The sequence below is a fragment of the Photobacterium minamisatsumaniensis genome, from assembly GCF_050336695.1.
GTDB lineage: Bacteria > Pseudomonadota > Gammaproteobacteria > Enterobacterales > Vibrionaceae > Photobacterium > Photobacterium minamisatsumaniensis.
Map to the genome: position 1 here is coordinate 35187 of NZ_JAKJSI010000036.1, position 26451 is coordinate 61637.

The following is a 26451-nucleotide window of genomic DNA, read 5'->3' on the forward strand; positions in this document are numbered from 1 at the left end:
ACGCATTCTACAACCTTTAATTAATTACTCACCTACAAAGGTAGGTGAGTAATTGTAGTATTATATTATTACAAATTACATGCTTTGGATTTTTTCAACATAGTATCCAAGTGTCGGATCTTGAATAGCAGAATCTAGCATCGGCTTAACTTTCTCACGGAATTTATCTTTATCTACTTGGACGAATGTAACACCGAGCTCTTTAGCTTTTTTAATGTTATCTTGCTCACTTTTATCCCAAATTTTCATTTGTTCATCTAAAGACTCTAAAGCTGATTCTTTTAATATTTTTTGTTCTGTATCGCTCAATCTTGCCCAAGAAGCTTCTGAGATAATAATGAGATCAGGTGCCATTGAATGTTCATTTTGTGAATAGAATTTAGCAACTTCACTATGACGCATTTCAACTAAGCTAGGTACGTTATTTTCTGCAGCGTCGATTACACCTTGCTGTAAACCCGTATATATTTCAGTAAACGGCATTGGAGTAGCACGAGCTCCCAATAGACGAATCATTTCCATCATTGTTGGTGATTCTGGAACGCGTATTTTTAGGCCACTAAGGTCTTCAGGTGTTTTAATTGGTTTATCAGCATAAAAACTTCTTGAACCTGAATCGTAGAATGTTAGTCCAATGAACCCCTTACCCTGACTAGATTTCAACATCTTATCAGCAGTGTCACTTTTCATGAAGCTGCGCATATGTGCTGTATCATTAAATAAGAACGGAATTGAAATGGTCTTAAAGGTAGGCTCAAAAGATTCTGCCAGTGCGCCATTGATTTTTGCCATATCAATAGCTCCAGTCACAACTTGTTCAGCCTGATCTCGTTCAGAGCCTAATTGTGCATTTGGGAAAATTCGAATATTAAGGTCACCATTGGATTTTTCTTTTACTTTGTCAGCAAAAATGACCATTCCTTTGTGAGCTGCGTTATCTAGTGACATCGCATGACCTAATGTCAGTGTTTTTGCATTTACCGAAAAACAAACAGATAAAGCAAGTAAGGATAAAATACCTTTTTTCATATTAATGCCTTTTTATATGGGTTATTTTCAACACTTAGATGATTACTCTTGTAATACAATATTAATTTGGTGAATATATGACCTAATTCACATAATTATAAATATGAACTCTTACCCACTATTAGTGAATATTCTTAATGGTTCGGTATTAATCTCACTTTTTATTTTTATTATTAGGTTGCTGGCTCTAATATTATCAAAGTTGAATTTGGCGGTTATAAGTTTAATTGTCGATAATTAAATTATGTTATTTATAAAGCATGTTTATGTTTATAAAATTTACGTGAATTATAAACGTACAACTATGTTGCATGTTTATAATGGGATGGGTGGAAAGGGTATATTCATTCTCTGATATGATATTTTTATTAAAGTGAGCCGTTAAATAAAAGCGCTATGTATGGGATAAGGTAGCGATATGTTTTTATAGTTTATTGGCGAGAAAACTCAGAGGTAAACTTCCTTGTCGCTGGGTAGTTCACATTTAAATAATGGTTAAATGTGAACTACCCAATGTTATCTTAATAACCTACGCGGTTTGCACGTTGATATTAGCGTAGGCGCGTTTTAACACATCGATAATTGGAGCGGCTTTATTCAAACTGCGGATATCGACAAACAAGGCTTTAGCTTCTGGGTATTGATGGCGCAGGTAGGCAAACCATTGTTTAACACGATTTGGATAATACAGGCCTTTATCACCTTTAATTTCATACTCAGAATAGCGAAGGAGTAACTGAAGCACCTCTGGCCAAGTCATGGGTGACGCGTTGTGCTTAACGACATTACCAAGGTTTGGCAAATTAAGTGCACCGCGACACACCATTAAGGCATCGGTCTGTGTTGTTTCAAGGCAACGCTGACCATCTTGATAGTTCCACACTTCACCGTTAGCGATAATAGGGATACTTACTTTGCCTTTAAGCTGGCGAATGTAATCCCATTTTATGGTGTCGGCTTTATAGCCATCGACCTTGGTACGAGCATGGATGACGATTTCATCACCACCGGCTTGTGCAACTGCATCAGCAATTTCAAAGCAGTGGGAAGGATCATCCCAACCTAAACGGACTTTTGCCGTAACGGGCTTTCTTGGATCTGTTGCTTTGCGAACGGCTTTAACGATGTCATACATTCGTTGTGGATCTTGTAATAAAACAGCACCACCACGGCTTTTATTAACTGCTTTAGCGGGACAGCCAAAATTAATGTCGATGCCAGATGAACCCAACTGTATTGCGCGATGTGCGTTTTCTGCCAGCCAACCTGGGTGTTGGCCAAGCAATTGTACGCGTACCGGCGTACCAGTAGCCGTCTTTCCGCCTTGATGTAGTTCAGGGCATAAACGATAGAAAACACTCTTGGGTAGTAACTGATCAACGATACGGACGAATTCAGTCACGCATAAGTCATAATCGTTTATTTCGGTCAGCATTTCCCGCATTAGATGATCAAGCACACCTTCCATCGGGCCTAAAATTACACGCATTGCACTTCTCGATACAAGTAGTCGAATAGTCTCTAGGAGTTGCTCCTAGTTTGGATGCGAGATTTTAGTGGGTAACTGCGGGCTTGTCTAATAGCATCTTGCCTGAAATCACTTCGATTGCTTTAAGTGCTCCGTTTTCTGCTGCAATAGACAGTGCGAGCATACGTTTAGCCACTTGTTCCGCAGGAATAGGATCGAGGTTCGCAAGAGGGCCAATCACGACGGGCTGGAAAATGTCGAAAATGCCTTGTACTAACAATTCATCTTTACGTGGAGCACTGCGCTCGCCTTTTAAGGGCCCAGGTCGAATAAAGACACAATGTTCAAAATTCATGGCAGTGAGTGCTTTCTCCATTTTTCCTTTACAGCGCAAATAATGAGAAGGCGACCAAGGGTTCGCAAATAAGCTAGATATGACAATAATGTGTTTTACGCCAATCATTTTCATGGTATTTGCCACCTCTTTGACGAGTTGGTAATCCACGGCTTCTAGTGCTTGTTTACTGCCAGCTTGCTTTTTGGTTGTACCTAAACAGATAAAGCCAATCGTAGGTGTTGGAGCGGATTCTTCCCAGTCAGTGATCCTAAGCTCTGAATGGACAATCTGAGTGAGCTTAGACCCATGGAAAGGGAGTTCGCGGCGAGACAGCGAATAGACAGTGCTAAATGCCGGATGGCTAAGAAGAAGGTGCAATAGTTCGTCTCCAACGAGACCGCTTGCTCCGGCAATGATGGCTCCTGACATATTACTTCGTATCCTAATAGCTGGCTTAAACTTCATCATTTTTGCCACTATTCGCCAACGAATTCAACCGTTTTATCGATTTTTAGTTGTTTTACTGAGATAACTCAAGTTGCTGAAATGATGAAGTCTTTCAAACACATTCGTAATATGATCAAGTTGTGCGTTTCAGCGAGATTGACTTGGGTATATAATCTGCGGCAATAACGATGAAATGAGACAGAACACCATGACTGAACTAATGACACTACCGGAACAGTGGGAAGGCATGCCAGCCACTTTTATTGAAGGTGCGCTATTGGCGGCTAACGCCAATCCAAAGCCGTTAGACCCTGAGACTTGGCTACCGCTGTTGGTAACGGGTGGTGTTGAAGTTGATGAATCTGTGGTAATCAATAGTGATGATAAAAGAGCGATCTTGAATCACTTTGAAATGCAATATTGCCATATCAAAGCTGGTGAGTTTGTATTACCAGAGCAAGTCAATTGGCAGCCTGAGCAAGGTTTGACAGATGATATGGTTCACTTTGCCGAAGGATTTTTAACTGTTTGGCCAGCCATTGAACCTAACTGGGCTGAGCAGCCAATGTCTGATGGCACAATGCGAATGCTATCAGCATTGATCACCACACTGATGTTAATCATGGATGAAGAAGGCACGCTGGGCCAAATGGCTGAAGCCGGTGTAACAGGGATGCCAGCGCTTGAAGATCTTTATGCACAACTGCCTTTGATGCTAGCCGAAGTTGTAATGGCCGCTGATGAGATACAGCAAGGTGCAGCAGCCCAAGCTGTAAACCCTTATAAGGAAACGGGCCGTAACGATGAGTGTTTATGCGGTAGTGGAAAAAAATTCAAGCAATGTTGTGGCAAGTAATACATGACACCAAAGGATACTATCTCGGATAAACCCGTCATTTTGGTTGTGGCTGGTGTAATCAAAAAGTCTGGACAATATTTGCTTGCACAGCGGTTTGACCATGCTAGCCAAGGCGGGTTGTGGGAATTTCCTGGCGGTAAAGTTGAACCGCAAGAGACACCGGAGCAAGCATTGCAACGTGAGCTATTTGAAGAGCTGGTGATTGACACCCAGACAGGGCAGTTTTTAGCCGAAAGTCGCTTTGATTACGGCGATAAGGTTGTTCATTTGAAAGGTTATTTATCACATTGGCTTGCGGGCGATCTCGTCTTAAAAAGTCATCAAAATGCGTTATGGGTTGATCTCGGTGATATTACTAACTATCCACTGTGCCCTGCCGATTACCCTATCGTTGATGCGTTAAAAAACAGTTAAAGGAAGACTTTTAACTGAGCAGAAAAAAGCGAGAAATGTGAGTTTCTCGCTTTTTTAATATTTACTCATTCGGCGGTATTTAATCTTTCTTGGTACCTAGGAACTGAGCAATAACAATAAGTGCTAAAGCGGCGAGGTTTGCTGCGAAAATGATCACTAACCACTGAGGCATTGATTGGCCAAGGAATTCCCATACCACTTTGCTGCAATCACCGCTTGCTTCAAACATCCATGGCACCCATTTATTCAGCGGGGCCCAGTCTGGGAAGGTGACAAATAAGTCACATGTTGCAAATGGTGACGGATTAAACTGATAGCCCACATGCTCTTGGGCGAGTTCAAGCCCTTTGTACGCGGTGTAGCCCCATGCTGCAAGGCCTGACCATCGAATAACGGCATTTTGTGGTGCAATCATTCCCAGCAGTGCAGCAAAGCCAACCCCCATCATTGCAACACGTTCATAGATACACATCACACAAGGGTCGAGCTTCATAGCGTGTTGGAAAAACAGTGCGCAGCCCTCAAAAAAAACAACAAAGGCAAACAGTAATAGCCACGATAAGCGGCTTTTCGAGAAGGTATACAAAAAGTGCATGGTGTATATCCAGTTAATATGATGAACGAACCGTTAATAGGTCTCGGTGGCTTCTAAAACAAAGCCCTGAATATTCAGGGCCTTGATCTGTTATAACTGACACTTATCTTTACTAAAGATTCAACTAATGTCCAGTCGCTGGTGCAATTTGTGTGGCGGTTTCAGTTGCCTGAGTTAACCAGCCCATATCATAAAACCAGTTGGTCATTGGCAGTAGCGTAAATTCAATGCAGGCTAGACCAACGATAGACAGGACTATGGTGTATGGCAGCGCCATATAGACCATGCGTCCATATGATAAGCGAATCAATGGTGCCAGTGCCGATGTTAACGCAAATAGGAATGCAGCTTGTCCATTAGGTGTCGCCACTGACGGTAGGTTAGTGCCGGTATTAATGGCAACGGCTAGCATGTCAAATTGGTCACGAGTGATCACACCGTTATCTAGCGCTGTTTTCACTTCGTTGATGTATACCGTACCGACGAATACATTATCAGAAACCATTGAAAGTAGGCCATTCGCTATGTAGAACATGGTCATCTGAGCATTACCCTCAAGGCTCAATACCAAGTTAATGATTGGTGCGAATAGCTGTTGGTCGATGATCACCGCAACGATTGAGAAAAATACCGCTAATAGTGCAGTAAACGGCAGGGCTTCTTCAAAGGCTTTACCCAGAGCATGCTCTTCCGTGATTCCTGTGAATGATGTCGCAAGGATTATGACCGTCAAACCAATTAGGCCAACAGCGGCAAGGTGCATCGCAAGGCCAACAATTAGCCAAACAGCGATAGCAACTTGTATCCATAGTTTCGCATAATCAATGTTGGTACGGCGCTTACGTTCTTCGTTATCGTAATCCTCTAAAATTTTACGGACATTTTCAGGTAGTAGCGAACCGTAGCCACATATTTGGAATTTTTCAACAAGGGCGCAAGTTAAAATACCGCAGAAGAAAACAGGTATTGTTACTGGTGACATACGTAGAATAAACTCACCAAATAACCAACCAGCTTGGTCGGCAATAATTAGGTTTTGAGGTTCACCCACCATGGTCATTACACCACCCAGAGCAGTACCAATACCAGCATGCATGAGCAGGCTACGTAGGAATGCTCGGTAGTTTTCAAGATCATCACGGCTAACTTCACGGATGTTGCTATCAGATGTGTGATCATGCGAGGCATGAGGTTCTTGGCCAGAGGCGACTTTATGATAAATGCTGTAGAAGCCAATTGTGACACTAATAACAACGGCGATAACCGTTAGTGCATCGAGGAAAGCCGACAGGAAAGCCGCCATAACACAGAAGGCGAGTGATAGTAGCGTTTTGGAGCGAATCCCGATCAGTATTTTGGTAAAGATATACAGCAAGAGCTGCTTCATGAAGTAAATACCAGCAACCATAAAGATCAACAGTAAGAGCACTTCAATATTTGCAACAAGCTCGTGTTTAACCATTTCAGGGCTGGTCATACCGATAGCCACCGCTTCTATAGCCAGTAAACCTCCGGGCTGAAGAGGGTAACATTTAAGTGCCATAGCTAAGGTAAAGATAAACTCAATAACCAAAAGCCAACCAGCAAGAAATGGGTCTACGAAGAAAAAAACGAGCGGATTAATAATTAGAAAAGCAATGATTGATACTTTGTACCAATCTGGGGCCTTGCCTAAAAAGTTCTTTATAAAGGCGTTCCCTAGCGAAATAGCCATGTTTCGAGTCTCTCAAAATATACGCATAAACATAAAGATGAGCTGCGTGCTACTTTGCCTTTTGTAGTCCGAGAGCAGAATAACCATTTATTATTGTGTTGGTTATTGTTCTGTAGAGACCCTCTAAGCTAAAAATCATACATTTATGGTGTTTAACTTAAAGCAGGCAGCAGCATCCATTCAGCTCCCAGATCGTGCTAACTGTACCGTGTGATCTAGATCAGTCAAGTGCTAGTAGATGAACTTATTTAATATCGTGTAAAATCATCAAGAAACGCGTGCAAAGCACGAGTTTGCTACGAGCGGGTGAAATATATGCTTACATCTTTCAAAATACGTTGAGCTTTATCAAGTTTTTTGATGTTGATGCAAAGATTAAAGTATTAATGGGGATGTGAATGATATGTCCATATACTGTAAGTGTTTATTTGTCCGAAGATATTAACTGAATCTATCTGTTATCATGGTCGATTAGGCTGTATAAAGCCTTGTGCGAGGTGGTCGCTATCCGCATTAAAGTAGGCAACCAGATCATACTAGTGGTATGATGAGTCAATAAAAAAATTAGCAAGAAGCAACTGGAAATTAATCAGATGGTTATAAAGGCTGATAGCCCAGCAACATTTGCTGAAAAATATATTATAGAAAGTATCTGGAATAATCACTTCCCTCAGGGCTCTATTTTACCTGCAGAGCGAGAGTTATCCGAACTAATTGGCGTTACTCGAACAACGCTTCGTGAAGTATTACAAAGGCTTGCTCGTGATGGCTGGTTAACTATTCAGCATGGTAAACCAACGCGCGTTAACAATTACATGGATACCTCGGGTTTAAGTATTCTGGATACACTGATTACCTTAGATGGGCAGGATGTTCAGAGCGTGCTGGAAGACTTATTGTCTGCACGTACCGACATTAGCTGCGTTTACATGCGTTATGCAGTTAAGGGTAACCATGAAGAATCAAGCCAACTACTTGATCATGTTATTCATGAGTGTGAATCATTGCTAAAAGCAGAAAGTTTTGCTGAATTCGTTGAGAATAGCGAAGACAAAGCTGCTTTAATGCAAGAAGTGAAAAAGATTGTTGATAAATACGGTAAAGATGATCCTGAGCTGTGTGAAGCAATCTGTCGTGCCCGTGCATTCAATTATTTTGATTACCGTATGTACCAAGGTCTGGCGAAAAAGTCGGGGAATACACTTTATGTATTAACTATCAATGGCTTGCGTAAGATCTATACACGTGTTGGTGGTTACTACTTCATGAATCAAGCAGCATGTGAGTTAGCACTTAGCTTCTACCGTGATATGAAATCATACTGCGATAATCAGCAACCTGAATCTGTTGCTGATCGTATTCGCCAGTATGGTCGAGAAAGTGGTGCAATTTGGTATGCAAACCGCCTTGAGATTGCACGTCACTTATATGAAGAAGAGCAGTAATACTGACTTAAAGAAAAGCGAGAGCTAATGCTCTCGCTTTTTTGTTTCTAAATGTTGAATTACATTTCGGTATTGTATTGGTTTCGCACTGGGCATGTCCCTAAAATTTGGGTGCGCCCATCAGGCAATTCCTCTTCAAGTGTGATATCAAACCCCCACAAGCGATACATATGCTTTAACACCTCCTCGTGGCTATTTGCCAGCGGAATACGGTTATGTGGTACATAACGTAACGTTAGGGAACGGTCACCTTTTAAAGCGACATTCCAAACCTGAATATTGGGTTCATTATTACTTAAGTTATATTGTGATGAGAGCTTTTCACGAATGGTGCGATACCCTTCTTCATTGTGAATAACACTGACCTCAACATAGTTGTGCCTGTCATCATCATCAACAGCAAATAGCTTGAAATCACGGATCACTTTTGGTGATAAAAACTGGCTGATGAAGCTTTCATCTTTAAAGTTTTGCATCGCAAAGTGCACGGTTTCGAGCCAATCTTTACCAGCAAAGTCTGGGAACCAATGTTTATCTTCTTCGGTCGGATTTTCACATATTCGGCGAATATCTTGGAACATTGCAAACCCAAGTGCATAAGGGTTAATACCGCTATAGTATGGGCTGTTATATTCTGGTTGAGCGACGACATTGGTATGGCTGTGCAAAAACTCAAGAATAAAGCGGTCTGTCACTAATCCATCATCATATAAATGATTTAAAATGGTGTAGTGCCAAAATGTAGCCCAACCTTCATTCATGACTTGTGTTTGTTTTTGTGGGTAGAAATACTGACTAACCTTACGAACTATCCTGACGATTTCACGTTGCCAAGGTTCCAGTAAAGGCGCATGTTTTTCAATGAAATAAAGAATGTTCTCTTGTGGCTCTGACGGAAAGCGGATTTCTTCTGCAACATTTTCCGTTTCTTGCTGAACGGGAATCGTTCGCCATAAAGCATTCACCTGTGTTTGCAGGTAATCTTCTCTCGCTTGCTGCCTTGCCTTTTCTTCAACCATTGAAATACGTTCAGGGCGCTTATAGCGGTCAACGCCATAATTCATTAGCGCATGACAAGAATCAACCAGGCGTTCAACATCTTCAACACCGTATTTTTCTTCGCATTCAGTAATGTACTTCCGTGCGAATAATAGGTAATCGATAATTGAACTGGCATCTGTCCACGTTTTAAAGAGGTAGTTGCCTTTGAAAAAAGAGTTGTGCCCATAGCAAGCATGAGCCATCACTAATGCTTGCATTGTGATTGTATTTTCTTCCATTAGATAGGAAATACAAGGATCGGAATTAATTACGATTTCATAAGCAAGCCCCATTTGACCATGCTTATAGCCTCGCTCTGTTTCAATAAAACGTTTACCAAATGACCAGTGATGGTAATTGATAGGCATACCAATACTGGAATAGGCATCCATCATTTGTTCAGCGGTGATGATCTCAATCTGATTGGGGTAGGCGTCTAGCCGATAATGATCGGCTACACGCTTTATCTCTACATGATATTGATCGAGAAGATCAAATGTCCAATCTGGACCGTCACTGAGTGCCTTTGACTTTGTGGTTGTCTCCATAGCACACTCCCCTAAAGCGATATTAATTAACTTGCTTCTTAAATAGCTCCCGGAATACAGGGAATATGTCTTCTACGCTTCTGATGTTCTGCATTGCAAAATTACCATGCTTACCTTGTAGGGCTTCATATTCCCGCCAAAGTGTTTGGTGCGCTCGACGCGTGATTTCGATGTAAGAGTAGTAGCGAGTGGCTGGCAAAATCTGTTTATCCAGTAGCTCTCTACAGCCGGGTGAATCATCCGCCCAGTTATCACCATCAGAAGCTTGCGCTGCATATATGTTCCATTCTGCCGGCGAATAGCGTTTTTTAATGATGTCATCCATCATCCGCAGAGCACTTGAAACAATGGTGCCGCCCGTTTCTTGGGAGTAGAAGAATTCGTGTTCATCTACTTCTTTTGCCTGTGTATGGTGTCGAATAAAGACCACATCCACATTCTTATAAGTTCGATTAAGAAACAAGTACAGCAAGATATAGAAGCGTTTAGCCATATCTTTGGTTGCTTGGTCCATCGAGCCTGATACATCCATTAAACAGAACATTACTGCTTGGCTGGTGGGCTGAGGACGGCGCTCATAATTTTTGTAACGTAAATCGAAGGTATCAATAAACGGCACACTGCTGATTTTTTGCTTCAGTGCTTGAATATCTTCCTCTACCTTCTTTTCTTCAAAAGGCTGAGCGGGTTCAGTGCTCATCAATAAATCGAGGTTTTTTTCCAACTCTCGTAACTGACGGCGTTTTGCCGCTGTCATTGCAGTACGTCGGGCCAAAGAGTTTTGCAATGATTTTACGATTGCAATATTGGCAGGAACACCTGCAGATTTATAACCCGAACGGAACGTTTTCCATTCAACCACTTTGTTTAGCTGATTTTTTTCAAGATTTGGTAGTTCTAAATCTTCAAAGAGAAGATCGAGATATTCATCTTTAGAAATTTGGAATACAAACTCATCTTGCCCTTCACCATCAGGGCTAGCCTGTCCTTCACCAGCACCACCTTGACCGCCCCCTCCTTGAGGGCGTTCAATGCGGTCTCCGGGGCTGAACTGGTCATTGCCCGGGTGGACAACTTCACGTCGTCCACCGCGGCCTTGGTGAAAGCTTGGCTCGCTGATATCGCGGGAAGGAATGGTTATATTCTCACCGCTGTCTACATCGGTAATTGAGCGATTATTTACCGCATCAGCAATTGATTCTTTGATCTGTTGCTTGTGACGGCGTAAAAATCGCTGACGGTTTACCGTGCTTTTATTTTTACCGTTGAGCCTGCGGTCTATGAAATGCGCCATAAGCTCCCCCCCTTTATTCATCCATTAACACTTGGCCTTTATGACGATTTACGTACACGTAAATACCATTCAGACAGCAAGCGAACCTGTTTGCGGGTATAGCCTTTCTCCATCATACGAGCGACGAAGTCATCGTGTTTCTTCTGCTCATCGGTTGAAGTTTTAGCATTGAATGAAATAACGGGAAGTAGCTCTTCGGTATTCGAGAACATTTTCTTCTCGATAACGGTACGCAGTTTCTCGTAGCTGGTCCAATTAGGGTTTTTACCAGCATTACTAGCACGAGCACGCAATACGAAGTTAACGATCTCGTTTCGGAAATCTTTCGGATTACTAATACCTGCTGGCTTTTCGATTTTTTCCAGCTCGTTATTTAATGCCGAGCGGTCGAATAGCTGCCCTGTTTCTGGATCGCGATACTCTTGGTCTTGAATCCAGAAATCAGCATAACTTACGTAGCGGTCAAAGATATTCTGTCCGTACTCAGAGTAAGACTCAAGATAGGCCGTTTGAATTTCTTTTCCAATGAATTCAACATACTTAGGCGTTAAGAAACCTTTTAGATGTTCAAGGTATTTTTCTGCCAACTCTTGTGGGAATTGCTCACGTTCAATTTGCTGCTCAAGCACATAGAACAGATGAACGGGGTTAGCAGCCACCTCAGAATGGTCAAAGTTAAATACACGCGACAAAATTTTGAAAGCAAAACGGGTCGAAAGACCAGCCATCCCTTCATCAACCCCCGCATAATCTCGATACTCTTGGTAAGACTTTGCTTTCGGGTCGGTGTCTTTTAGTGTTTCGCCATCGTAAACTCGCATCTTAGAATAAAGGCTGGAATTTTCTGGCTCTTTTAAGCGGGAAAGTACAGTAAACCGAGCTAGAATCTCAAGTGTACTCGGTGAGCATGGTGCGGCAGAAAGCTCACTACTTTGCAGTAGTTTTTCGTAAATTTTTATCTCTTCTGAAACGCGTAGGCAATATGGTACCTTAACGATGTAAACACGATCCAAGAAGGCTTCGTTATTCTTATTGTTACGGAACGTTTGCCACTCAGATTCATTCGAGTGGGCAAGGATGATACCGTCAAACGGTAAGGCTGAAAGCCCTTCGGTACCGTTATAGTTACCTTCCTGTGTTGCAGTTAGCAGAGGGTGCAGCACTTTTAGTGGTGCTTTAAACATTTCCACAAACTCCATAAGGCCTTGGTTTGCCTTACAAAGTGCACCAGAGTAGCTATAAGCATCTGGGTCATCTTGTGAGAAGTGTTCGAGTTGTCGAATATCGACTTTACCAACTAGCGACGAGATATCTTGGTTGTTTTCATCACCTGGCTCAGTTTTCGCGATACCAACCTGATCCAGAATAGATGGACGGACTTTAACCACTTTAAAACGCGTTATATCCCCACCAAATTCATGCAAACGCTTGGCTGCCCATGGCGACATGATGTTGTTAAGGTAGCGGCCTGGAATACCGTATTCTTGCTTAAGCAAATCACCATCTTCAGTTTTATCAAATAGGCTGAAAGGGTGGTCATTTACTGGGCTACGTACACCGTCAGCAGTAAGTACATACACTGGTACTTTCTGCATTAAACTTTTTAGCTTTTCAGCTAAAGATGACTTACCACCACCCACCGGACCAAGGAGGTAAAGAATTTGTTTACGTTCTTCCAAACCTTGAGCAGCATGTTTTAAATAAGACACGATTTGCTCTATGGCATCTTCCATACCATAGAAATCTTCAAATGTTTTGTAGCGAGAAATTACACGGTTAGAGAAAAGACGGCTCAAACTTGGATCTTGAGCGGTATCGATCATTTCTGGTTCGCCGATAGCCATCAATAGACGTTCTGCGGCGTTTACGTACGCACTGCGATCGTTGCGACAGATTTCAAGGAATTCTTGTAATGAAAGCTCTTCATCCTTGCCTTCTTCATAGCGCTGACGATAGTGGTCAAAAATACTCATGGTATGCCCCCTGAATCGTTCTTTAATCAATTAGAAAGGACGAAAACAAAATACTTTCACATCCCTCTTAACTTAAGACTAGACCTAACTGATTAATTTGCTTCAATGAGTTATTGGTTTATAAACTAAATTTCCCTTTTAACCTCGCACTCACAAAGTGAGTGTTTTTTGTACTTCTTGTTACTATCCTCCTATAAATCGCGTTCTGCAAGAGAGAACGTTTAAAAAAACATCACTAAATCGTTGCGTAGATGTGATCAAACCGCTTGAAAAAATATCTAGTTGAATATGGCGAAATTTCTTTCCTAGCTAGTCGTATTGGCTTAGCAATCTCTCTTTTGTTTGTAAAAACTAGCAGCTTGTCGCGAATGCTTGGTTCAAGATGTGCTTTTTGAAAAAGAGCTATTTTGGGGGGGAATTTCGGTTCAATCACGGATCAAATCTGTTTGAACAAGCCTGTTTTGTTTTAAATACTGCGTTGCATTGGCACGAATAATGTTTATTTCGTGCGCGAAATCAAATGCCTTAGCTTAAGATAAAAAAGTGCTATTGATTGGGGGGAACTGTTTTAATGAGTATTTCACGAGTCGACACTGTTTCAATTCCTGTCTCTGACCAAGGAGAAGCGTTACAATTTTATAGAGACGCACTTGGGTTTGAGCTGATACGTGATCATCACGCTGATAATCATAAGCGGTGGATTCAGTTAGCCCCTAAGGGGGCCGAAACAACCATTAGTTTAGTGATCCCGTTTGGGGGAATGGAGGCTGGCTCTGTACAGGGGTTAGTCGTACAGACAGACGATATTCACAGTACGCATTTTGAGCTGAGCAGCCGTGGTGTACCGTTGTCTGAAATCGTTACCATTATCGGAGGGCGCTTTGCGACATTTGTCGACCCAGATGGTAATGGCTGGGTGTTAATTGAAGCTAACTCGCAAATGCTTGCTTAGGGGAAGGGGAAAGCGCCTTAAACTGATTGCAAGGCGCTTGGGTTGCTTAACGTTTAACGCATACTTCGGTCGCTAATGTATGGCTCTCACCTGGCGCAAGGGTGATGCTGTCATTGCCAGTCAGCGTTGATTCAACACATACCATGGTTTCAAAACTGTTGTCTGCCATATCTGCCATGCTCTGTGACAAGGCTTGCCAAGGATTCCATAAAACAGCTGCATTATGGCCGCTATTTTTCACCTCAAGTGAGCGATGGCCGGCGGTATCGTGAATAGTGATGATGTCTGTTGGCTGGCTATAGACACGATCAATTTCTTGATCAAAGTGTAGTGTTTCTTCACCGCTGCATGCTTCACCACCTTGGGTACTATCAAGGTAGTGCGTGCCCATGCCTGTAGTACAGGTCTGATTAATATCGCTGATAGCAAAATAGCTATGTAATGCGCCGCCATAATGCCAAGTGGATGTGTCAGTATTCGTTGATGTCAGGCTGACTTTTAAGGTTGAACCCATTTCGAAAATCAGCTCGTTATTAAATTTGTGCGGCCAAATCTCACGCGTTACTTCATCATCTTCTAATGCGAGTGCCACAATGACGCCGTGCTCATTTTCGCGGTGTTCTTTTAATGTCCATTCACTATTACGGGCAAATCCGTGCGAGGGCGTTGCTGCTTTACCAAACCATGGCCAACAAACAGGGATACCACCCCGAATAGCCTTTGTTGGATTGAACTCAGCTTTTTCACTTAGCCAAATTACATCGTTTTCACCTGCGGGTTTGAACCAGATGAGGTGACCGCCATGAAGCGAAATACCCGCTTCAACAGCATTGTGGATAATGCGAATTATCTTTATGCCTTGATATTCACACACAGTAACTGAGTCTGATAACGCTGAAAGTGTAGACAGTTGACGCAAGTCCATCAGGCAATCCTTTAATTATTTGATTTATATACCAACGTTGATACGTAATGATAGAAAATATCAAAAGACGTCAAACTTATTTTTAGTTAAAAAATATCAACAAAAAATAAAAAATATTTGTTAAATTTGTAAGTAAATTTTAGTCTTTATTGTTTTTTGAGCTCGGAACGATAGTATAAAAGCTGTAAAATGCTGCTTCTAGCACGAAAATGCACCGACAAAATGGCTAATTCAGTCTTTGGTTGTCGATGATGAGGGTCAACTTAATCATGTTTTTTATTATGGTAATTGTCAGATACAAAAAAGGCGACACTTAAAAGCGCCGCCTTTTATTATTCTAACTAAAAGCTTACATTACTTAGAGATGTGAGCGATTAGGTCTAGAACTTTGTTTGAGTAACCGATTTCGTTGTCGTACCAAGATACAACTTTAACGAATGTGTCAGTTAGAGCAACACCAGCTTTAGCATCGAATACTGAAGTTTGAACTTCACCGATGAAATCTTGTGATACAACTTGGTCTTCAGTGTAACCTAGAACACCTTTAAGCTCGCCTTCAGATGCTTCTTTCATAGCAGCACAGATTGCTTCGTAAGAAGCTGGAGTCTTAAGGTTAACTGTAAGGTCAACTACAGAAACGTTAGCAGTTGGTACGCGGAAAGCCATACCAGTTAGTTTGCCGTTTAGTTCTGGAAGTACAACGCCTACTGCTTTAGCAGCACCAGTTGATGATGGGATGATGTTTTGAGAAGCACCACGGCCACCACGCCAGTCTTTAGCTGAAGGACCATCTACAGTTTTTTGAGTTGCTGTAGTCGCGTGAACTGTTGTCATAAGACCAGATTCGATACCGAACTTGTCGTTAAGAACTTTAGCTACAGGCGCTAGACAGTTAGTAGTACAAGAAGCGTTAGAAACGATTTCTTCACCAGCGTAAGTGTCTTGGTTAACACCCATAACGATCATAGGAGTTTTGTCTTTAGAAGGACCAGTAAGAACAACTTTCTTAGCACCAGCAGTGATGTGCTTACGTGCAGTCTCGTCTGTTAGGAAAAGACCAGTTGCTTCAGCAACAACGTCAACGTTGATTGCATCCCACTTAAGATCTTCTGGGTTACGCTCAGCAGTTACGCGAACAGTTTTACCGTTAACGATTAGGTTACCGCCTTCAACTTCAACAGTACCGTTGAAACGGCCGTGAGTTGAATCGTACTTAAGCATGTATGCCATGTACTCAACATCGATAAGGTCGTTGATACCAACAACTTCAATGTCGTTACGCTCTACAGATGCACGGAAAACAAAACGTCCAATACGGCCAAAACCGTTAATACCTACTTTGATAGTCATTTCAGTTGCTCCACAACTTAATTTCTAATGAAAGATAACTGGTAGTAAAATTACAGAAACAAATGTGATGCTGCAAGTGAAAAACGAATTTAAATTGCGTAAGGTCAAAAAAATTTCGTTTTTTTTTTACATTCCCACTACAACGCTGCAAAATTGTACAGCAATTGTATGAATATCCACCATTATCGTTATTAACTTTTAATATCAACACGTAGCCCAGCTAAAATATGCTTAAATGAGTCGTGAAGATGTAAAATCCTTTCGCGCGGAAAGTATGTGCCACACTCTGTAAACTGGCAACTCATTTTCCAAAGTGATAACAAGATAAATAAAATAAGGATATCTAATGTCAGATAAATCAGATGCTTATTGGAAGGACAAATTAACCGATGAGCAATATCGAGTTTGTCGTGAACAGGGAACGGAAGCGCCGTTCTCTGGGACACTATTACATAACCGTGAAACGGGCATCTATAGCTGTACTTGTTGTGATGCGCCGTTGTTTCGCTCTGACAGTAAATATGACTCAGGTTGTGGCTGGCCGAGTTTTGATGCTCCAGTGGATAAAGCTGCAATTCGCTATTTAGAGGATAACAGCCACGGTATGCTTCGAACAGAGATCCGGTGTACGCAGTGTGATAGCCACTTAGGCCATGTTTTTCCTGACGGACCACAAACGACGGGAGAGCGATATTGTGTTAATTCGGTCTCGTTGGTGTTTCAAGTGCCAGAGGAAAAGGGGGAGGCGTAATTTACTTTCATCTTTGCAGTGTTTTGAACATGGTGCGGCTACCGCACCATGTCTATTTTATATTCACCACGATTAATCGCTTTTGCAATTTGTTTCGCTCTACGATCAAGCGTTTCCCGTTGTTGGTCGGCCATTGGGTAGAACGCGATTAACTTTTCACGGCTGCTAACCGGTATTTTTAGTTCACTACCGATCATCGCCCATAAGTAGGCATGGTCTATATTGCCGTCTTGATGAGAAATAGTCGCTAGGCTTTGAATAATCTCAGGTTTTACTTTTTGGTTTTTGTCGTAGAGAGTTAATGCTCGCTGTAATAAAACCATGGTCTTTGCTTTGTCTTTATCGGTATAGAAGGTGGCTAACGCGAGCTGCATCTCGGGGGTCTCTAGTGCTGGTGTCCCTTCGAGTTTGAGAAACTGCTGCAGTGCCTTCCTGTCACCTTGGCTCCATCGATAGTAGATAATGTCAGGGTCTGAGGAATCAGCAAGTTCAAGGTTGAGCCGCTTGATGGAGTCATACGCCCGCAGCAGTGCACGAGTTCGATTGGTTTTTCGTTCTTTTAATTCGGTGGGCTCAATACGTGCCGCATACTCTAAGCATTTTTGATAATCGTAGGTAAACTTAAGTTCTTTGAACTTCTCCGCATCAATTGGATTTTTCAGCACATCGTACCGTTGCCAGATTAAGCTAGTGCGCTGCAGTCGGCATTGACCATCATTAAGATTAGTATCTGCGCACAGTTGAGGATTACTGTTACATAGGCTATCTGTCGATCGGTGTTTAAAGTCGCAACCAGAAAGAACGAATAGGCTAATTACGGTAACAATAACCTTGGCGATGGTTGTAAAAGAATGGTTCATACGAATGCTATGTTGATCCTGTGCGGCTGGCTAAGGCGAATTTGTTGATTGGTTTGTTGCTATTGGTGCGAGATTAACTCTGATAAATCTTATTTTACCAGAAGTTGTGCAGGAAATCGGATTCCCATTTTTAAATGTAGTGTGATCCCATAAGCATTTTATCGACGGATGTTTGGCGAGCTTAAGCTGAAACTGGTATACCAAGCAAAATAATTAAACAATGAACGTGGAAAGTAAATCATATGGATCTTGATACTCTGTTAAAAGCGATGACACCAGATATCTATCGTCGTATCTCTACAGCTGTTGAGCTTGGTAAATGGCCAGATGGTACCGTGTTAACGGAGGCGCAACGTGATTCAGCCTTACAAGCAGTTATGCTTTATCAATCACGTCACAATGCTCAAGCTGAACATATGTCCGTAGAAGTTGGCGGGGAAATCAAATTCAAATCAAAAGCAGAATTTAAGCGTGATTTTGAAGGTGATCAATCATTAAACCACACTGATGAGATTGCCCGCTTCGATTACGAGCAGCTATAAAAAGAGTAAGGCCTTAATCTTGGGTGCCAATAATAACAGGCTTGCAATAAAAGCCTGACATTTCATGATCCTCAACACTGATCAAATTGGCCACCCATGGTTCTTGTTCTATGGTGCTGAGGTATCGATTGAGCTTCGGGTAATTAGAAAAACGTAATCCTGCCATCCACCCACTTCGCATGACGCTCCATAAGCTAATTTCAGCCATTGAAAAATGCTCAGTAACAAAACCCTTGTCGGGCAATTGTTCTTCTAAATAAGCTAAGACAGGCGGTAAATGGTGTTCAATACAGAGCTCAATAGCCTCTTCATCAATATCTTTGTTGAGTATCTTACCGCGTAAAATATTCTGGTAAAACATGACCCCACCAATGAGCGAGGTCAGTCGCGTGTCGGCATATTCTTCGAGCCAGCGGATCTGTGCTCGTGATGCGGCATCACCAGGGTAAAGCGGGGGGACAGGAAAAGTGTCATCGAGGTAGTGAGCAATAACGGTTGAATCGATAATGCTCAGTTCTTTATGTTCGAGGATGGGCACCTTTCCCATAGGGTGACGTTTTTGAGCTAACTCTTTCTCGACAAAAGGATTGAGTGGCTGTAACTCATAGCTTATTCCTTTATACGCGAGTGCGAGCATGATTTTTCTGACAAATGGTGAAATGGACGCACCGTGGAGGATCATCGTCATGGCTTTGCCTGTATAAAGAGTAATAACAGAAAGTGTAGACGAGAAAGAATGAAGTTATGCCGAAGTTGGGTATAGATGACCGACTGAGGAACGACGGCTGGAAAAGAAAAGCGAGAATCATAGATTCTCGCTTTAAGGTAAGGGAAGCTGATGGACGAATTAGTGAGTGAGTTCACCGCGTAAGTCTTGCTGCATTAAGCTTCTGACTGTTTCAGTGGGTAAGTCTTGGCTCAGTAGGTAGTGCAGCTTAGCAAGAGCCGCTTCAGGGGTCATATCATAACCACTGAGTACGCCAGCTTCAGCAAGTGCACAACCGGTAGCATATCCACCCATATTCACTTTACCTGATAGGCACTGTGTTAGGTTCATCACAATGACACCGCGCTCACTTGCTTCTTGTAGCTGCTCAAGTAAATCTGGGTTTTGTGGGGCATTACCAACACCAAAAGTTAACAGGATCATTGCATTCACTGGCTGACGCAGTGTATTGCGAATAACTTCTGGTGAAATACCTGGGTACATCGTGATCACTCCAATAGGTTGCGGAGTGATGTTGTGCACTTTAAATGCGCCGTCAGGCTTTTTATCGAGCTCGACATTGTTAAGCTTAATATTGATACCCGCTTCTAATAAAGGGGGTAAGTTCGGTGAGATAAAGGCACCGAACCCGTCAGCATGTGCTTTGGTACTACGGTTACCACGAATTAACTTGTTATTGAAAAACACAGTCACTTCGTTAATCGGGTAGTTAGCCGCAATATGTAATGCATTGAGCAAGTTACTTTGGCCGTCAGAACGCAGCTCCGCAAGCGGGATCTGAGAGCCTGTGACGATTACGGGCTTATCAAGGTTGTCGAACATGAATGACAACGCAGACGCGGTATATGCCATGGTATCTGTACCATGTAGGATTACAAAACCGTCATACTTGTCGTAGTTCGCTTTAATATCATCGGCAATGCGCTGCCAATCCATTGGCGTCATATCCGAAGAATCGATCAATGGATCGTATTCATGGATAGTGAATTTAGGCATTTCTGCACGATGGAATTCTGGCATGCTCTCCAGTTGCTTTTCCATAAAGCCAGCAACAGGAATATAACCATGGTCTGACTTCTGCATACCAATGGTGCCGCCAGTATAGGCAATATAAATGTGTTTTCTTTCCATTTTCGAGTACAGAATTAATGGGTTGGTGCGCGCATTATACGGCTAACGGCTCGTAAAAAAAGCCCGGCGTTGCCGGGCTAGTCTCACTTTTCAATATCGATACAGTTTATACAGAACGCATATTGCCCTTTTGGATCATTAAAGTTACCAAGAGCTGTAAGGTCTGTTACAACCTGTTGTGTTACAGGTTGCAAGGCTTCAGGTACATTATCGAACATTACCGACGCAATAAACGCACGCGCTTGTGAGCTAAATTGCTGCATAAACATTTCAGCAGTGCTAAGTGGCTCAGCCATCCAGCGCAGTTCATAGCTGTCTAGCTGTGCAATATCAACGGCAGCGTTAATCGCATCATCGAAATCACCAAGTTCATCAACAAGGCCTAGTTTCAGCGCATCTTGGCCTGTCCATACACGGCCTTGAGAAATCTTGTCAGCTTGTTCAAGTGACATATCACGATTTTGGCTTACCAAGCCAATAAAGCGCTGATAACCATGCTCAATACCAAGTTGGAAAACTTGGGCGACACCGTCAGGTAATTCACGAGTAACGCCTACACCAGAAAATGGTGTTGTCCCCACGCCATCGCTGTAGACGCCCATTTTTTCTAACCCTTTTTCAAAGGTCGTTAAAATGGCGAATATGCCAATAGAGCCAGTGATGGTTGTGGGTTGGGCTAGGATATGATCGGCACTTGAAGATATCCAATAACCGCCAGATGCCGCCAAGCTAGACATTGAAACCACAACGGGTTTACCCGCTTGTTTTAATGCATCCACCTCATTGCGGATCACTTCTGATGCAAATGCACTGCCTCCAGGGCTATCAACGCGAAGAATGACCGATTTTACTTTATCATCAAGTCGAGCCTCACGAAGTAAAGCGGCCGTGGCGTCGCCATTCACTGAATTTTTGGATTGGCTGCCATCGACGATTGCACCACTGGCAACCACGACAGCAATTTGGTTTTCACTCGGTAGATCTGTGCTTTGTATCGTTGGTTGGTAATCGTAGTAGCTCACTTGTTTAAAGCTGTTGTCACCATCACTGCCAAATGTATCAATAAGCTGCTGGCGCAATTGCGGACGATTAACCAATTCATCAACGAGGCCCATTTGCAAGCTTAACTGAGCAAAGTCACCGCCGACATCTTTTAACTGAGCGATGAAATTATCGAGTTCTGGTGTGAGAACCGAAGCGTCGATATTACGGTTTTTGGCTACGTCTGTGGTGTAGGCTCGCCATAGTTGATTAAGCCATACGGTATTCGCTTCTCGGGCTTCATCAGACATACCATCGAGGGTGTAAGGTTCAACAAACGACTTGTAAGTACCAACACGGAATACATGCGTATTAACGTCTAGCTTCTCTAAAAGTGTTTTGTAATACAAGCTGTAGCGGCCATATCCCGTCAGTAATATCCCGCCGTCAGGAGACATGAAAACCTTATCAGCATAGCTGGATAGGTAATACTGGCTTTGTTTGTAGTTGTCACCGACGGCATAAACAGGCTTACCTGCTTGCTTGAACTCCTCAATGGCTTTAGCGATATAACGTAACTTTGTAAGGTTAGTTTCGCTCATTCCTTTCAGGTTAAGCACTAAGCCTGTAATACGATTGTCAGTTGAAGCGGTACGAATCGCTTCGACGATATCGAATAATACGTTTTCCCTAACAGGCGGTTGGCCTAACGCATTACTGGTGACGGCATCGATAGGGCTAATGTAATTGCGTTGTTCAACAATGGGGCCAGATAGATTAAGCACGAGTGCTGCTTCATCGGGAATTGTCGGCTCTTCGCCACTTTTAGAAAAAGCAAAGAACAACGCACCTACGATCAGAAGGAAAATTAGGTTAATAATTAGCTGTCGAGTAAAGCTAATTAGTTTCCAAATTCCACGGAACAGTTTACCTATTCCCTTAAATATCATTTTCATGAACAATCCTGATTATATGTTCGGTATTACTTCTATCCTAACTTAGTAAACAAGGAATTACAGTAAGAAATCGTGCATCAAGGCCTTGATAAACCTACGGCTGCGGCGAATTTATCAAAAAAATGTTGAGTGTGCTGAGTGATGATTTGTGTGGTCTTAGTTAGATCTATATCAAGTTAATGTTAATTTGGTGTAAACAAGTGTTTGATTAAAGCCAGCAGGCTTCATATACTGGTCAGACCATAACAACAAAAGAATGGAAGCCATGGACGATAAATCTTACCCTCATTTGTTAGCCCCGTTAGATCTTGGTTTCACTCAATTACGTAATCGTGTGTTGATGGGATCAATGCATACAGGGTTAGAAGAATCCCGTGATGGATTTAAAAAACTGGCCGCTTTCTATGCCGCTCGAGCACGGGGTGGTGTCGGATTGATTGTAACCGGTGGGTTTTCACCGAACTTTCGAGGCCGGTTACACCCTTTAAGTGCTGAGTTCAGTTCGGGAAGAGCGGCACGTGCCCATCGTGTAATTACCGATGCAGTTCATGAAGAGGGCGGTAAGATTGCGCTTCAGTTATTGCATGCTGGACGTTATGCCATGCACCCTTTAGCCGTTAGTGCGTCGGCGATTAAATCACCCATTTCCAAATTTACCCCGAGCCAGATGAGCCCTCGCCAGATTCAGAAAACCATTGATGCTTTTGCGCGTAGCTCAGAGCTTGCCCGTGAAGCTGGCTATGATGGTGTTGAATTAATGGGTTCTGAAGGCTACTTGATTAATCAGTTTATTTGTAAGCGTTCGAACCACCGCTATGACGATTGGGGAGGGAGCTATGAAAACCGTATTCGTTTCCCGCTTGAGTTAGTGAAAGCGGTTCGCGCTCGTGTTGGCCGAGACTTCATTATTGTCTTTCGTTTATCTATGTTGGACTTGGTTGAGCAGGGCAGTACACATGAAGAAGTTGTACAGTTGGCTAAGCTGCTTGAACAAGCAGGTGTCACGATTTTAAATACTGGTATTGGTTGGCACGAAGCTCGTGTGCCGACCATTGCGACTCAAGTCCCACGGGCTGCCTTTGCTTGGGTTACTGAAAAACTAAAATCTGAAGTGTCTATCCCACTGGTCACGTGTAACCGTATCAATACCCCACAAGTTGCAGAAGATATATTATCGTCGGCACAGGCCGATATGGTGTCGATGGCACGTCCGTTTCTTGCTGATCCCGACTTTATTGTAAAGGCGGAGCAGGATCGGGCTGATGACATTAATACCTGTATTGGCTGTAATCAGGCGTGTCTTGATCATGTTTTTGTCGGGAAACGAGCGAGCTGCCTTGTTAACCCGCAAGCCTGTTATGAGACTGAGCTGGTGCTATCACCTGCGGTGCAGAATCGCCGTATTGCGGTTGTGGGGGCGGGGCCTGCCGGAATGGCCACTGCTGTTGCCGCAGCAGAGCGCGGTTTTGATGTTGACCTATTTGAAAAGAATGATTATGTCGGTGGTCAGTTTAATTTAGCCATGCAGATCCCCGGAAAAGAAGAATTCAAAGAAACCATTCGTTATTTCACTCGTCGTCTTGAGCAAACCGAAGTTAATGTAAAACTTGGTCATGCGGTAAGTGCTGATGAATTAAGTGGTTATGATGATGTTATTGTCGCGACAGGTGTCCAGCCTCGAAAACCGGGTATTCCAGGTGTCGAGCATGAAAAAGTGATCGACTACCAAACACTTATTCGTGACAAGGTGCAACTTGGCCAGAAAGTCGCAGTGATTGGTGCTGGTGGTATCGGCGTGGATGTTTCAACTATGCTCACAGAACCAGAGCATCAAGTCTTGGATGATTGGTTGCAAGATTGGGGCATTGATAAATCGATTAATCATGCGGGTGGCTTATACCCTCATGACGAATATGTCAGCCAGCGGCAAGTTTGGTTGATGCAGCGTAAGCCGGGCAAGGTAGGTAAAGGGCCGGGTAAAACAACGGGCTGGATCCATAAGAAAGTGCTTGAGAAGCGCGGTGTCGAATTGCTCGGTGGCGTGAATTATGATCGGATAGACGATCAAGGTTTGCATATTACAGTCGAAGGGCAATCTCGAATTCTTGACGTTGACCATATTGTCTTGTGCGCAGGACAAACCTCCGTTGAGGAATTATCTGAAAAGCTCAAAGCAAATAGTGTGAATGTCCATGTTATTGGTGGTGCTGATGTCGCAGGTGAAGTTGATGCTAAACGTGTGATACGACAAGGTGTAGAGCTTGCGGCAAAACTCTAGCTGAGTGGGTGTTATTTCCCTGCTTGCCATCTGGTTTTAACATGGGGTTTTTATGGTATCGTTGAAGGAATAACTATATTAATTAGAGGTTGTTATGGATGCGCTCTCTCTGTTGTTAAATCGACGTTCATTGCCAAAACTTATTGCACCGGCACCAGAAGGTGAAGCTCTTGAGGCCATTTTCCAGGCGGGGTTACGTGCACCGGACCATGCGGGCTTAACACCGTGGCGATTTATCGTGTCACAGGGGGAAGAGGGCTTAGGTAAGCTATCTCAAATTCTTGTTGAAGCGGCAAAAGCGGATGGCGCTGATGACGCTGCTATCGAGAAAGCGTCCAAAGCACCTTTCCGTGCCCCCATGGTGATCACCGTGGTTGCGAAAATTACCGAGCATGACAAAGTCCCTGTTATTGAGCAGCACCTATCTGCGGGTTGTGCAACACAAGCGATGCAAATGGCAGCGGTTGCACAAGGTTTTGCCGGTTTTTGGCGAACGGGTAAGTGGGCCTATCACCCGGTTGTGCGCGAAGCCTTGGGTGTGGAGGGAGATGATTTAATTGTGGGCTTCCTCTATATGGGTACAGCAGGCTGTCGTGATGCCAAGGCACCAGTAAGAGATGTCTCTCAATTTGTGGAGTACTTGTAGTATCACCGATACGTAAAGTGCGCATTGCTGCTAAATTTAAGTATATGAAAAAAGGGAAGCATTTAATGCTTCCCTTTTTGATCCTGAATGATGACACGATCTGAGCGCAGGAGTAGAATTCTCGCTCTTGTCTATATATCGGAGCGTATCATGGAAAATGTTCGCCTTACTCAATACAGCCACGGAGCAGGATGTGGTTGTAAAATTTCTCCTCAAGTTCTTGATACAATTCTTCGGTCACAGCTTGCTCCTTTTTCCGATCCTAACCTGCTTGTTGGTAATGAAAGTAAAGATGACGCGGCCGTATATGATTTAGGTAATGGTACCGCGGTGGTAAGCACTACCGATTTCTTCATGCCCATTGTTGATGACCCATATGACTTTGGCCGTATTGCCGCCACTAACGCCATCAGTGATATCTACGCCATGGGTGGCAAGCCAATTATGGCGATAGCGATTCTGGGTTGGCCGGTTAACGTATTAGCCCCAGAAATCGCGCAGCAGGTCATTGAAGGTGGCCGTGCTGTGTGCCGTGAAGCTGGGATCTCGTTGGCTGGTGGTCATTCGATTGATGCACCTGAACCTATTTTTGGCCTGGCTGTAACGGGTATTGTTGATACTGACCGTGTAAAGCGAAACAATCAGGCTGAAGCGGGATGTAAACTATACCTAACGAAACCGCTAGGTATTGGAGTGCTGACGACGGCAGAGAAAAAAGCCAAATTGAAGGAAGAGCACCAAGGCTTGGCACGTGATTGGATGTGTGCATTAAATAAGCCGGGGACTGATTTTGCAGATGTAACTGGTGTAAAAGCCATGACGGATGTAACGGGCTTTGGCTTAATGGGGCACTTGAACGAAATTTGTGAAGGTAGCGACCTTAAAGCGACGATCCAGTTTGATCAAGTGCCCTACTTGCCGGGTGTATTTGAGTACATTGCAGAAGGTTGTGTGCCTGGGGGAACGGGCCGTAATTTTGAGAGTTATGGTCACCGCTTAGGCTCGATGACAGAACAACAAAAATCATTACTTTGCGATCCACAAACATCAGGAGGCCTGCTCTTGGCTGTAACACCCGATGCGGAACAAGAGGTGCAGGCGATTGCCAAAAAGCATGGAATAACACTGAATGCGATTGGTGAGCTAAGTGCAAGTCATGGTGATACTGTATTAATTGAGATTTGTTAA

At 43.1% G+C, this 26451-nt stretch carries 23 protein-coding genes; 9 read left to right on the plus strand and 14 right to left on the minus strand.

Annotated elements, in window-relative coordinates; genetic code table 11:
- Nucleotides 1-75 precede the first annotated feature (75 nt).
- From L4D78_RS19170 to L4D78_RS19180, 3 genes are all read right to left on the minus strand, one after another.
- Entirely contained in the window at nucleotides 76-1029 is a 954-nt protein-coding gene (locus L4D78_RS19170; protein ID WP_428468420.1) for a TRAP transporter substrate-binding protein, read from the minus strand.
- A 529-nt stretch (nucleotides 1030-1558) separates the two neighbouring features.
- Nucleotides 1559-2518, minus strand: coding sequence for a tRNA dihydrouridine(16) synthase DusC (gene dusC, locus L4D78_RS19175; RefSeq protein WP_428468421.1), 960 nt, complete (start codon nucleotides 2516-2518; stop codon nucleotides 1559-1561).
- A gap of 64 nt (nucleotides 2519-2582) precedes the next feature.
- Nucleotides 2583-3263, minus strand: coding sequence for an NAD(P)H-binding protein (locus L4D78_RS19180; protein WP_428468422.1), 681 nt, complete (start codon nucleotides 3261-3263; stop codon nucleotides 2583-2585).
- A gap of 226 nt (nucleotides 3264-3489) precedes the next feature.
- Here L4D78_RS19180 and L4D78_RS19185 point away from each other — a divergent pair, with 226 nt between their 5' ends.
- Complete coding sequence (locus L4D78_RS19185; RefSeq protein ID WP_428468423.1) at nucleotides 3490-4137, plus strand: YecA family protein; 648 nt, start codon at nucleotides 3490-3492, stop codon at nucleotides 4135-4137.
- A 3-nt stretch (nucleotides 4138-4140) separates the two neighbouring features.
- Nucleotides 4141-4554, plus strand: a complete 414-nt coding sequence (locus L4D78_RS19190; protein ID WP_428468424.1) for a (deoxy)nucleoside triphosphate pyrophosphohydrolase — start codon at nucleotides 4141-4143, stop codon at nucleotides 4552-4554.
- 79 nt (nucleotides 4555-4633) lie between these two features.
- Here L4D78_RS19190 and dsbB read toward each other — a convergent pair whose 3' ends face one another.
- A complete protein-coding gene (dsbB, locus tag L4D78_RS19195; protein WP_428468425.1) occupies nucleotides 4634-5149 on the minus strand; it encodes a disulfide bond formation protein DsbB in 516 nt (171 codons plus the stop codon).
- Between the two features lie 124 nt (nucleotides 5150-5273).
- Nucleotides 5274-6863: a Na(+)/H(+) antiporter NhaB gene (nhaB, locus tag L4D78_RS19200; protein ID WP_428468426.1), complete on the minus strand. Its 1590-nt coding sequence runs from the start codon at nucleotides 6861-6863 to the stop codon at nucleotides 5274-5276.
- Nucleotides 6864-7456: 593 nt separating this feature from the next.
- Here nhaB and fadR point away from each other — a divergent pair.
- Entirely contained in the window at nucleotides 7457-8308 is an 852-nt protein-coding gene (gene fadR, locus L4D78_RS19205) for a fatty acid metabolism transcriptional regulator FadR (RefSeq protein WP_428468427.1), read from the plus strand.
- 59 nt (nucleotides 8309-8367) lie between these two features.
- Here fadR and L4D78_RS19210 read toward each other — a convergent pair whose 3' ends face one another.
- The 3 genes from L4D78_RS19210 to L4D78_RS19220 are packed head-to-tail and all read right to left on the minus strand — an operon-like array spanning nucleotide 8368 to nucleotide 13164.
- Nucleotides 8368-9897 (minus strand): SpoVR family protein, encoded by a 1530-nt coding sequence (locus L4D78_RS19210; RefSeq protein WP_428468428.1) that lies wholly within the window; start codon nucleotides 9895-9897, stop codon nucleotides 8368-8370.
- A gap of 22 nt (nucleotides 9898-9919) precedes the next feature.
- A complete protein-coding gene (locus L4D78_RS19215; protein WP_428468429.1) occupies nucleotides 9920-11191 on the minus strand; it encodes a YeaH/YhbH family protein in 1272 nt (423 codons plus the stop codon).
- Nucleotides 11192-11229: 38 nt separating this feature from the next.
- A complete protein-coding gene (locus L4D78_RS19220; protein WP_428468430.1) occupies nucleotides 11230-13164 on the minus strand; it encodes a PrkA family serine protein kinase in 1935 nt (644 codons plus the stop codon).
- Between the two features lie 571 nt (nucleotides 13165-13735).
- Between L4D78_RS19220 and L4D78_RS19225 the strand changes: the two genes are divergently transcribed.
- Nucleotides 13736-14116, plus strand: coding sequence for a VOC family protein (locus L4D78_RS19225; RefSeq protein WP_428468431.1), 381 nt, complete (start codon nucleotides 13736-13738; stop codon nucleotides 14114-14116).
- A gap of 46 nt (nucleotides 14117-14162) precedes the next feature.
- Here the strand turns inward: L4D78_RS19225 and L4D78_RS19230 are convergent, their stop codons facing one another.
- The gene (locus L4D78_RS19230; protein WP_428468432.1) at nucleotides 14163-15041 is read right to left on the minus strand and encodes a D-hexose-6-phosphate mutarotase; all 879 of its coding nucleotides are present in this window, start codon (nucleotides 15039-15041) and stop codon (nucleotides 14163-14165) included.
- A gap of 354 nt (nucleotides 15042-15395) precedes the next feature.
- A complete protein-coding gene (gene gap, locus L4D78_RS19235) occupies nucleotides 15396-16391 on the minus strand; it encodes a type I glyceraldehyde-3-phosphate dehydrogenase (protein ID WP_428468433.1) in 996 nt (331 codons plus the stop codon).
- A gap of 346 nt (nucleotides 16392-16737) precedes the next feature.
- On the opposite strand from gap, the gene msrB reads away from it, so the two are divergent.
- A complete protein-coding gene (gene msrB, locus L4D78_RS19240; RefSeq protein ID WP_428468434.1) occupies nucleotides 16738-17142 on the plus strand; it encodes a peptide-methionine (R)-S-oxide reductase MsrB in 405 nt (134 codons plus the stop codon).
- 38 nt (nucleotides 17143-17180) lie between these two features.
- On the opposite strand, the gene L4D78_RS19245 is transcribed toward msrB, so the two are convergent.
- The gene (locus L4D78_RS19245) at nucleotides 17181-18002 is read right to left on the minus strand and encodes a DUF2989 domain-containing protein (RefSeq protein ID WP_428468435.1); all 822 of its coding nucleotides are present in this window, start codon (nucleotides 18000-18002) and stop codon (nucleotides 17181-17183) included.
- A gap of 242 nt (nucleotides 18003-18244) precedes the next feature.
- Here L4D78_RS19245 and L4D78_RS19250 point away from each other — a divergent pair, with 242 nt between their 5' ends.
- Nucleotides 18245-18544 carry a YeaC family protein gene (locus L4D78_RS19250; protein ID WP_428468436.1) on the plus strand — a complete coding sequence of 100 codons (300 nt, stop codon included), beginning with the start codon at nucleotides 18245-18247 and terminating at the stop codon, nucleotides 18542-18544.
- A 13-nt stretch (nucleotides 18545-18557) separates the two neighbouring features.
- Here L4D78_RS19250 and L4D78_RS19255 read toward each other — a convergent pair whose 3' ends face one another.
- The 3 genes from L4D78_RS19255 to sppA all read right to left on the minus strand — a co-directional run bounded on the left by L4D78_RS19255 (nucleotide 18558) and on the right by sppA (nucleotide 22339).
- Nucleotides 18558-19232, minus strand: coding sequence for a glutathione S-transferase family protein (locus tag L4D78_RS19255; protein WP_428468437.1), 675 nt, complete (start codon nucleotides 19230-19232; stop codon nucleotides 18558-18560).
- A gap of 159 nt (nucleotides 19233-19391) precedes the next feature.
- Nucleotides 19392-20402 carry an asparaginase gene (gene ansA / locus L4D78_RS19260; protein ID WP_428468438.1) on the minus strand — a complete coding sequence of 337 codons (1011 nt, stop codon included), beginning with the start codon at nucleotides 20400-20402 and terminating at the stop codon, nucleotides 19392-19394.
- Nucleotides 20403-20485: 83 nt separating this feature from the next.
- A complete protein-coding gene (gene sppA / locus L4D78_RS19265) occupies nucleotides 20486-22339 on the minus strand; it encodes a signal peptide peptidase SppA (protein WP_428468439.1) in 1854 nt (617 codons plus the stop codon).
- A 265-nt stretch (nucleotides 22340-22604) separates the two neighbouring features.
- Between sppA and L4D78_RS19270 the strand changes: the two genes are divergently transcribed.
- From L4D78_RS19270 to selD, 3 genes are all read left to right on the plus strand, one after another.
- Entirely contained in the window at nucleotides 22605-24617 is a 2013-nt protein-coding gene (locus L4D78_RS19270) for an oxidoreductase (protein ID WP_428468440.1), read from the plus strand.
- Between the two features lie 94 nt (nucleotides 24618-24711).
- On the plus strand, nucleotides 24712-25263 hold the full coding sequence (locus tag L4D78_RS19275) for an NAD(P)H nitroreductase (RefSeq protein WP_428468441.1): 552 nt from the start codon (nucleotides 24712-24714) through the stop codon (nucleotides 25261-25263).
- A 150-nt stretch (nucleotides 25264-25413) separates the two neighbouring features.
- A complete protein-coding gene (selD, locus tag L4D78_RS19280) occupies nucleotides 25414-26451 on the plus strand; it encodes a selenide, water dikinase SelD (RefSeq protein ID WP_428468442.1) in 1038 nt (345 codons plus the stop codon).

Excerpts from the sequence above, each read along its gene's own strand:
- L4D78_RS19245 (WP_428468435.1), bottom strand. The coding sequence starts at position 18,002 with ATGAACCATTCTTTTACAACCATCGCCAAGGTTATTGTTACCGTAATT.
- L4D78_RS19220 (WP_428468430.1), bottom strand. The coding sequence starts at position 13,164 with ATGAGTATTTTTGACCACTATCGTCAGCGCTATGAAGAAGGCAAGGAT.
- L4D78_RS19275 (WP_428468441.1), top strand. The coding sequence starts at position 24,712 with ATGGATGCGCTCTCTCTGTTGTTAAATCGACGTTCATTGCCAAAACTT.
- fadR (WP_428468427.1), top strand. The coding sequence starts at position 7,457 with ATGGTTATAAAGGCTGATAGCCCAGCAACATTTGCTGAAAAATATATT.
- msrB (WP_428468434.1), top strand. The coding sequence starts at position 16,738 with ATGTCAGATAAATCAGATGCTTATTGGAAGGACAAATTAACCGATGAG.
- L4D78_RS19270 (WP_428468440.1), top strand. The coding sequence starts at position 22,605 with ATGGACGATAAATCTTACCCTCATTTGTTAGCCCCGTTAGATCTTGGT.
- L4D78_RS19215 (WP_428468429.1), bottom strand. The coding sequence starts at position 11,191 with ATGGCGCATTTCATAGACCGCAGGCTCAACGGTAAAAATAAAAGCACG.
- L4D78_RS19190 (WP_428468424.1), top strand. The coding sequence starts at position 4,141 with ATGACACCAAAGGATACTATCTCGGATAAACCCGTCATTTTGGTTGTG.
- sppA (WP_428468439.1), bottom strand. The coding sequence starts at position 22,339 with ATGAAAATGATATTTAAGGGAATAGGTAAACTGTTCCGTGGAATTTGG.
- L4D78_RS19230 (WP_428468432.1), bottom strand. The coding sequence starts at position 15,041 with ATGGACTTGCGTCAACTGTCTACACTTTCAGCGTTATCAGACTCAGTT.
- L4D78_RS19210 (WP_428468428.1), bottom strand. The coding sequence starts at position 9,897 with ATGGAGACAACCACAAAGTCAAAGGCACTCAGTGACGGTCCAGATTGG.
- ansA (WP_428468438.1), bottom strand. The coding sequence starts at position 20,402 with ATGGAAAGAAAACACATTTATATTGCCTATACTGGCGGCACCATTGGT.
- L4D78_RS19180 (WP_428468422.1), bottom strand. The coding sequence starts at position 3,263 with ATGTCAGGAGCCATCATTGCCGGAGCAAGCGGTCTCGTTGGAGACGAA.
- L4D78_RS19225 (WP_428468431.1), top strand. The coding sequence starts at position 13,736 with ATGAGTATTTCACGAGTCGACACTGTTTCAATTCCTGTCTCTGACCAA.
- selD (WP_428468442.1), top strand. The coding sequence starts at position 25,414 with ATGGAAAATGTTCGCCTTACTCAATACAGCCACGGAGCAGGATGTGGT.
- dsbB (WP_428468425.1), bottom strand. The coding sequence starts at position 5,149 with ATGCACTTTTTGTATACCTTCTCGAAAAGCCGCTTATCGTGGCTATTA.
- L4D78_RS19250 (WP_428468436.1), top strand. The coding sequence starts at position 18,245 with ATGGATCTTGATACTCTGTTAAAAGCGATGACACCAGATATCTATCGT.
- L4D78_RS19185 (WP_428468423.1), top strand. The coding sequence starts at position 3,490 with ATGACTGAACTAATGACACTACCGGAACAGTGGGAAGGCATGCCAGCC.
- L4D78_RS19170 (WP_428468420.1), bottom strand. The coding sequence starts at position 1,029 with ATGAAAAAAGGTATTTTATCCTTACTTGCTTTATCTGTTTGTTTTTCG.
- gap (WP_428468433.1), bottom strand. The coding sequence starts at position 16,391 with ATGACTATCAAAGTAGGTATTAACGGTTTTGGCCGTATTGGACGTTTT.
- dusC (WP_428468421.1), bottom strand. The coding sequence starts at position 2,518 with ATGCGTGTAATTTTAGGCCCGATGGAAGGTGTGCTTGATCATCTAATG.
- L4D78_RS19255 (WP_428468437.1), bottom strand. The coding sequence starts at position 19,232 with ATGACGATGATCCTCCACGGTGCGTCCATTTCACCATTTGTCAGAAAA.
- nhaB (WP_428468426.1), bottom strand. The coding sequence starts at position 6,863 with ATGGCTATTTCGCTAGGGAACGCCTTTATAAAGAACTTTTTAGGCAAG.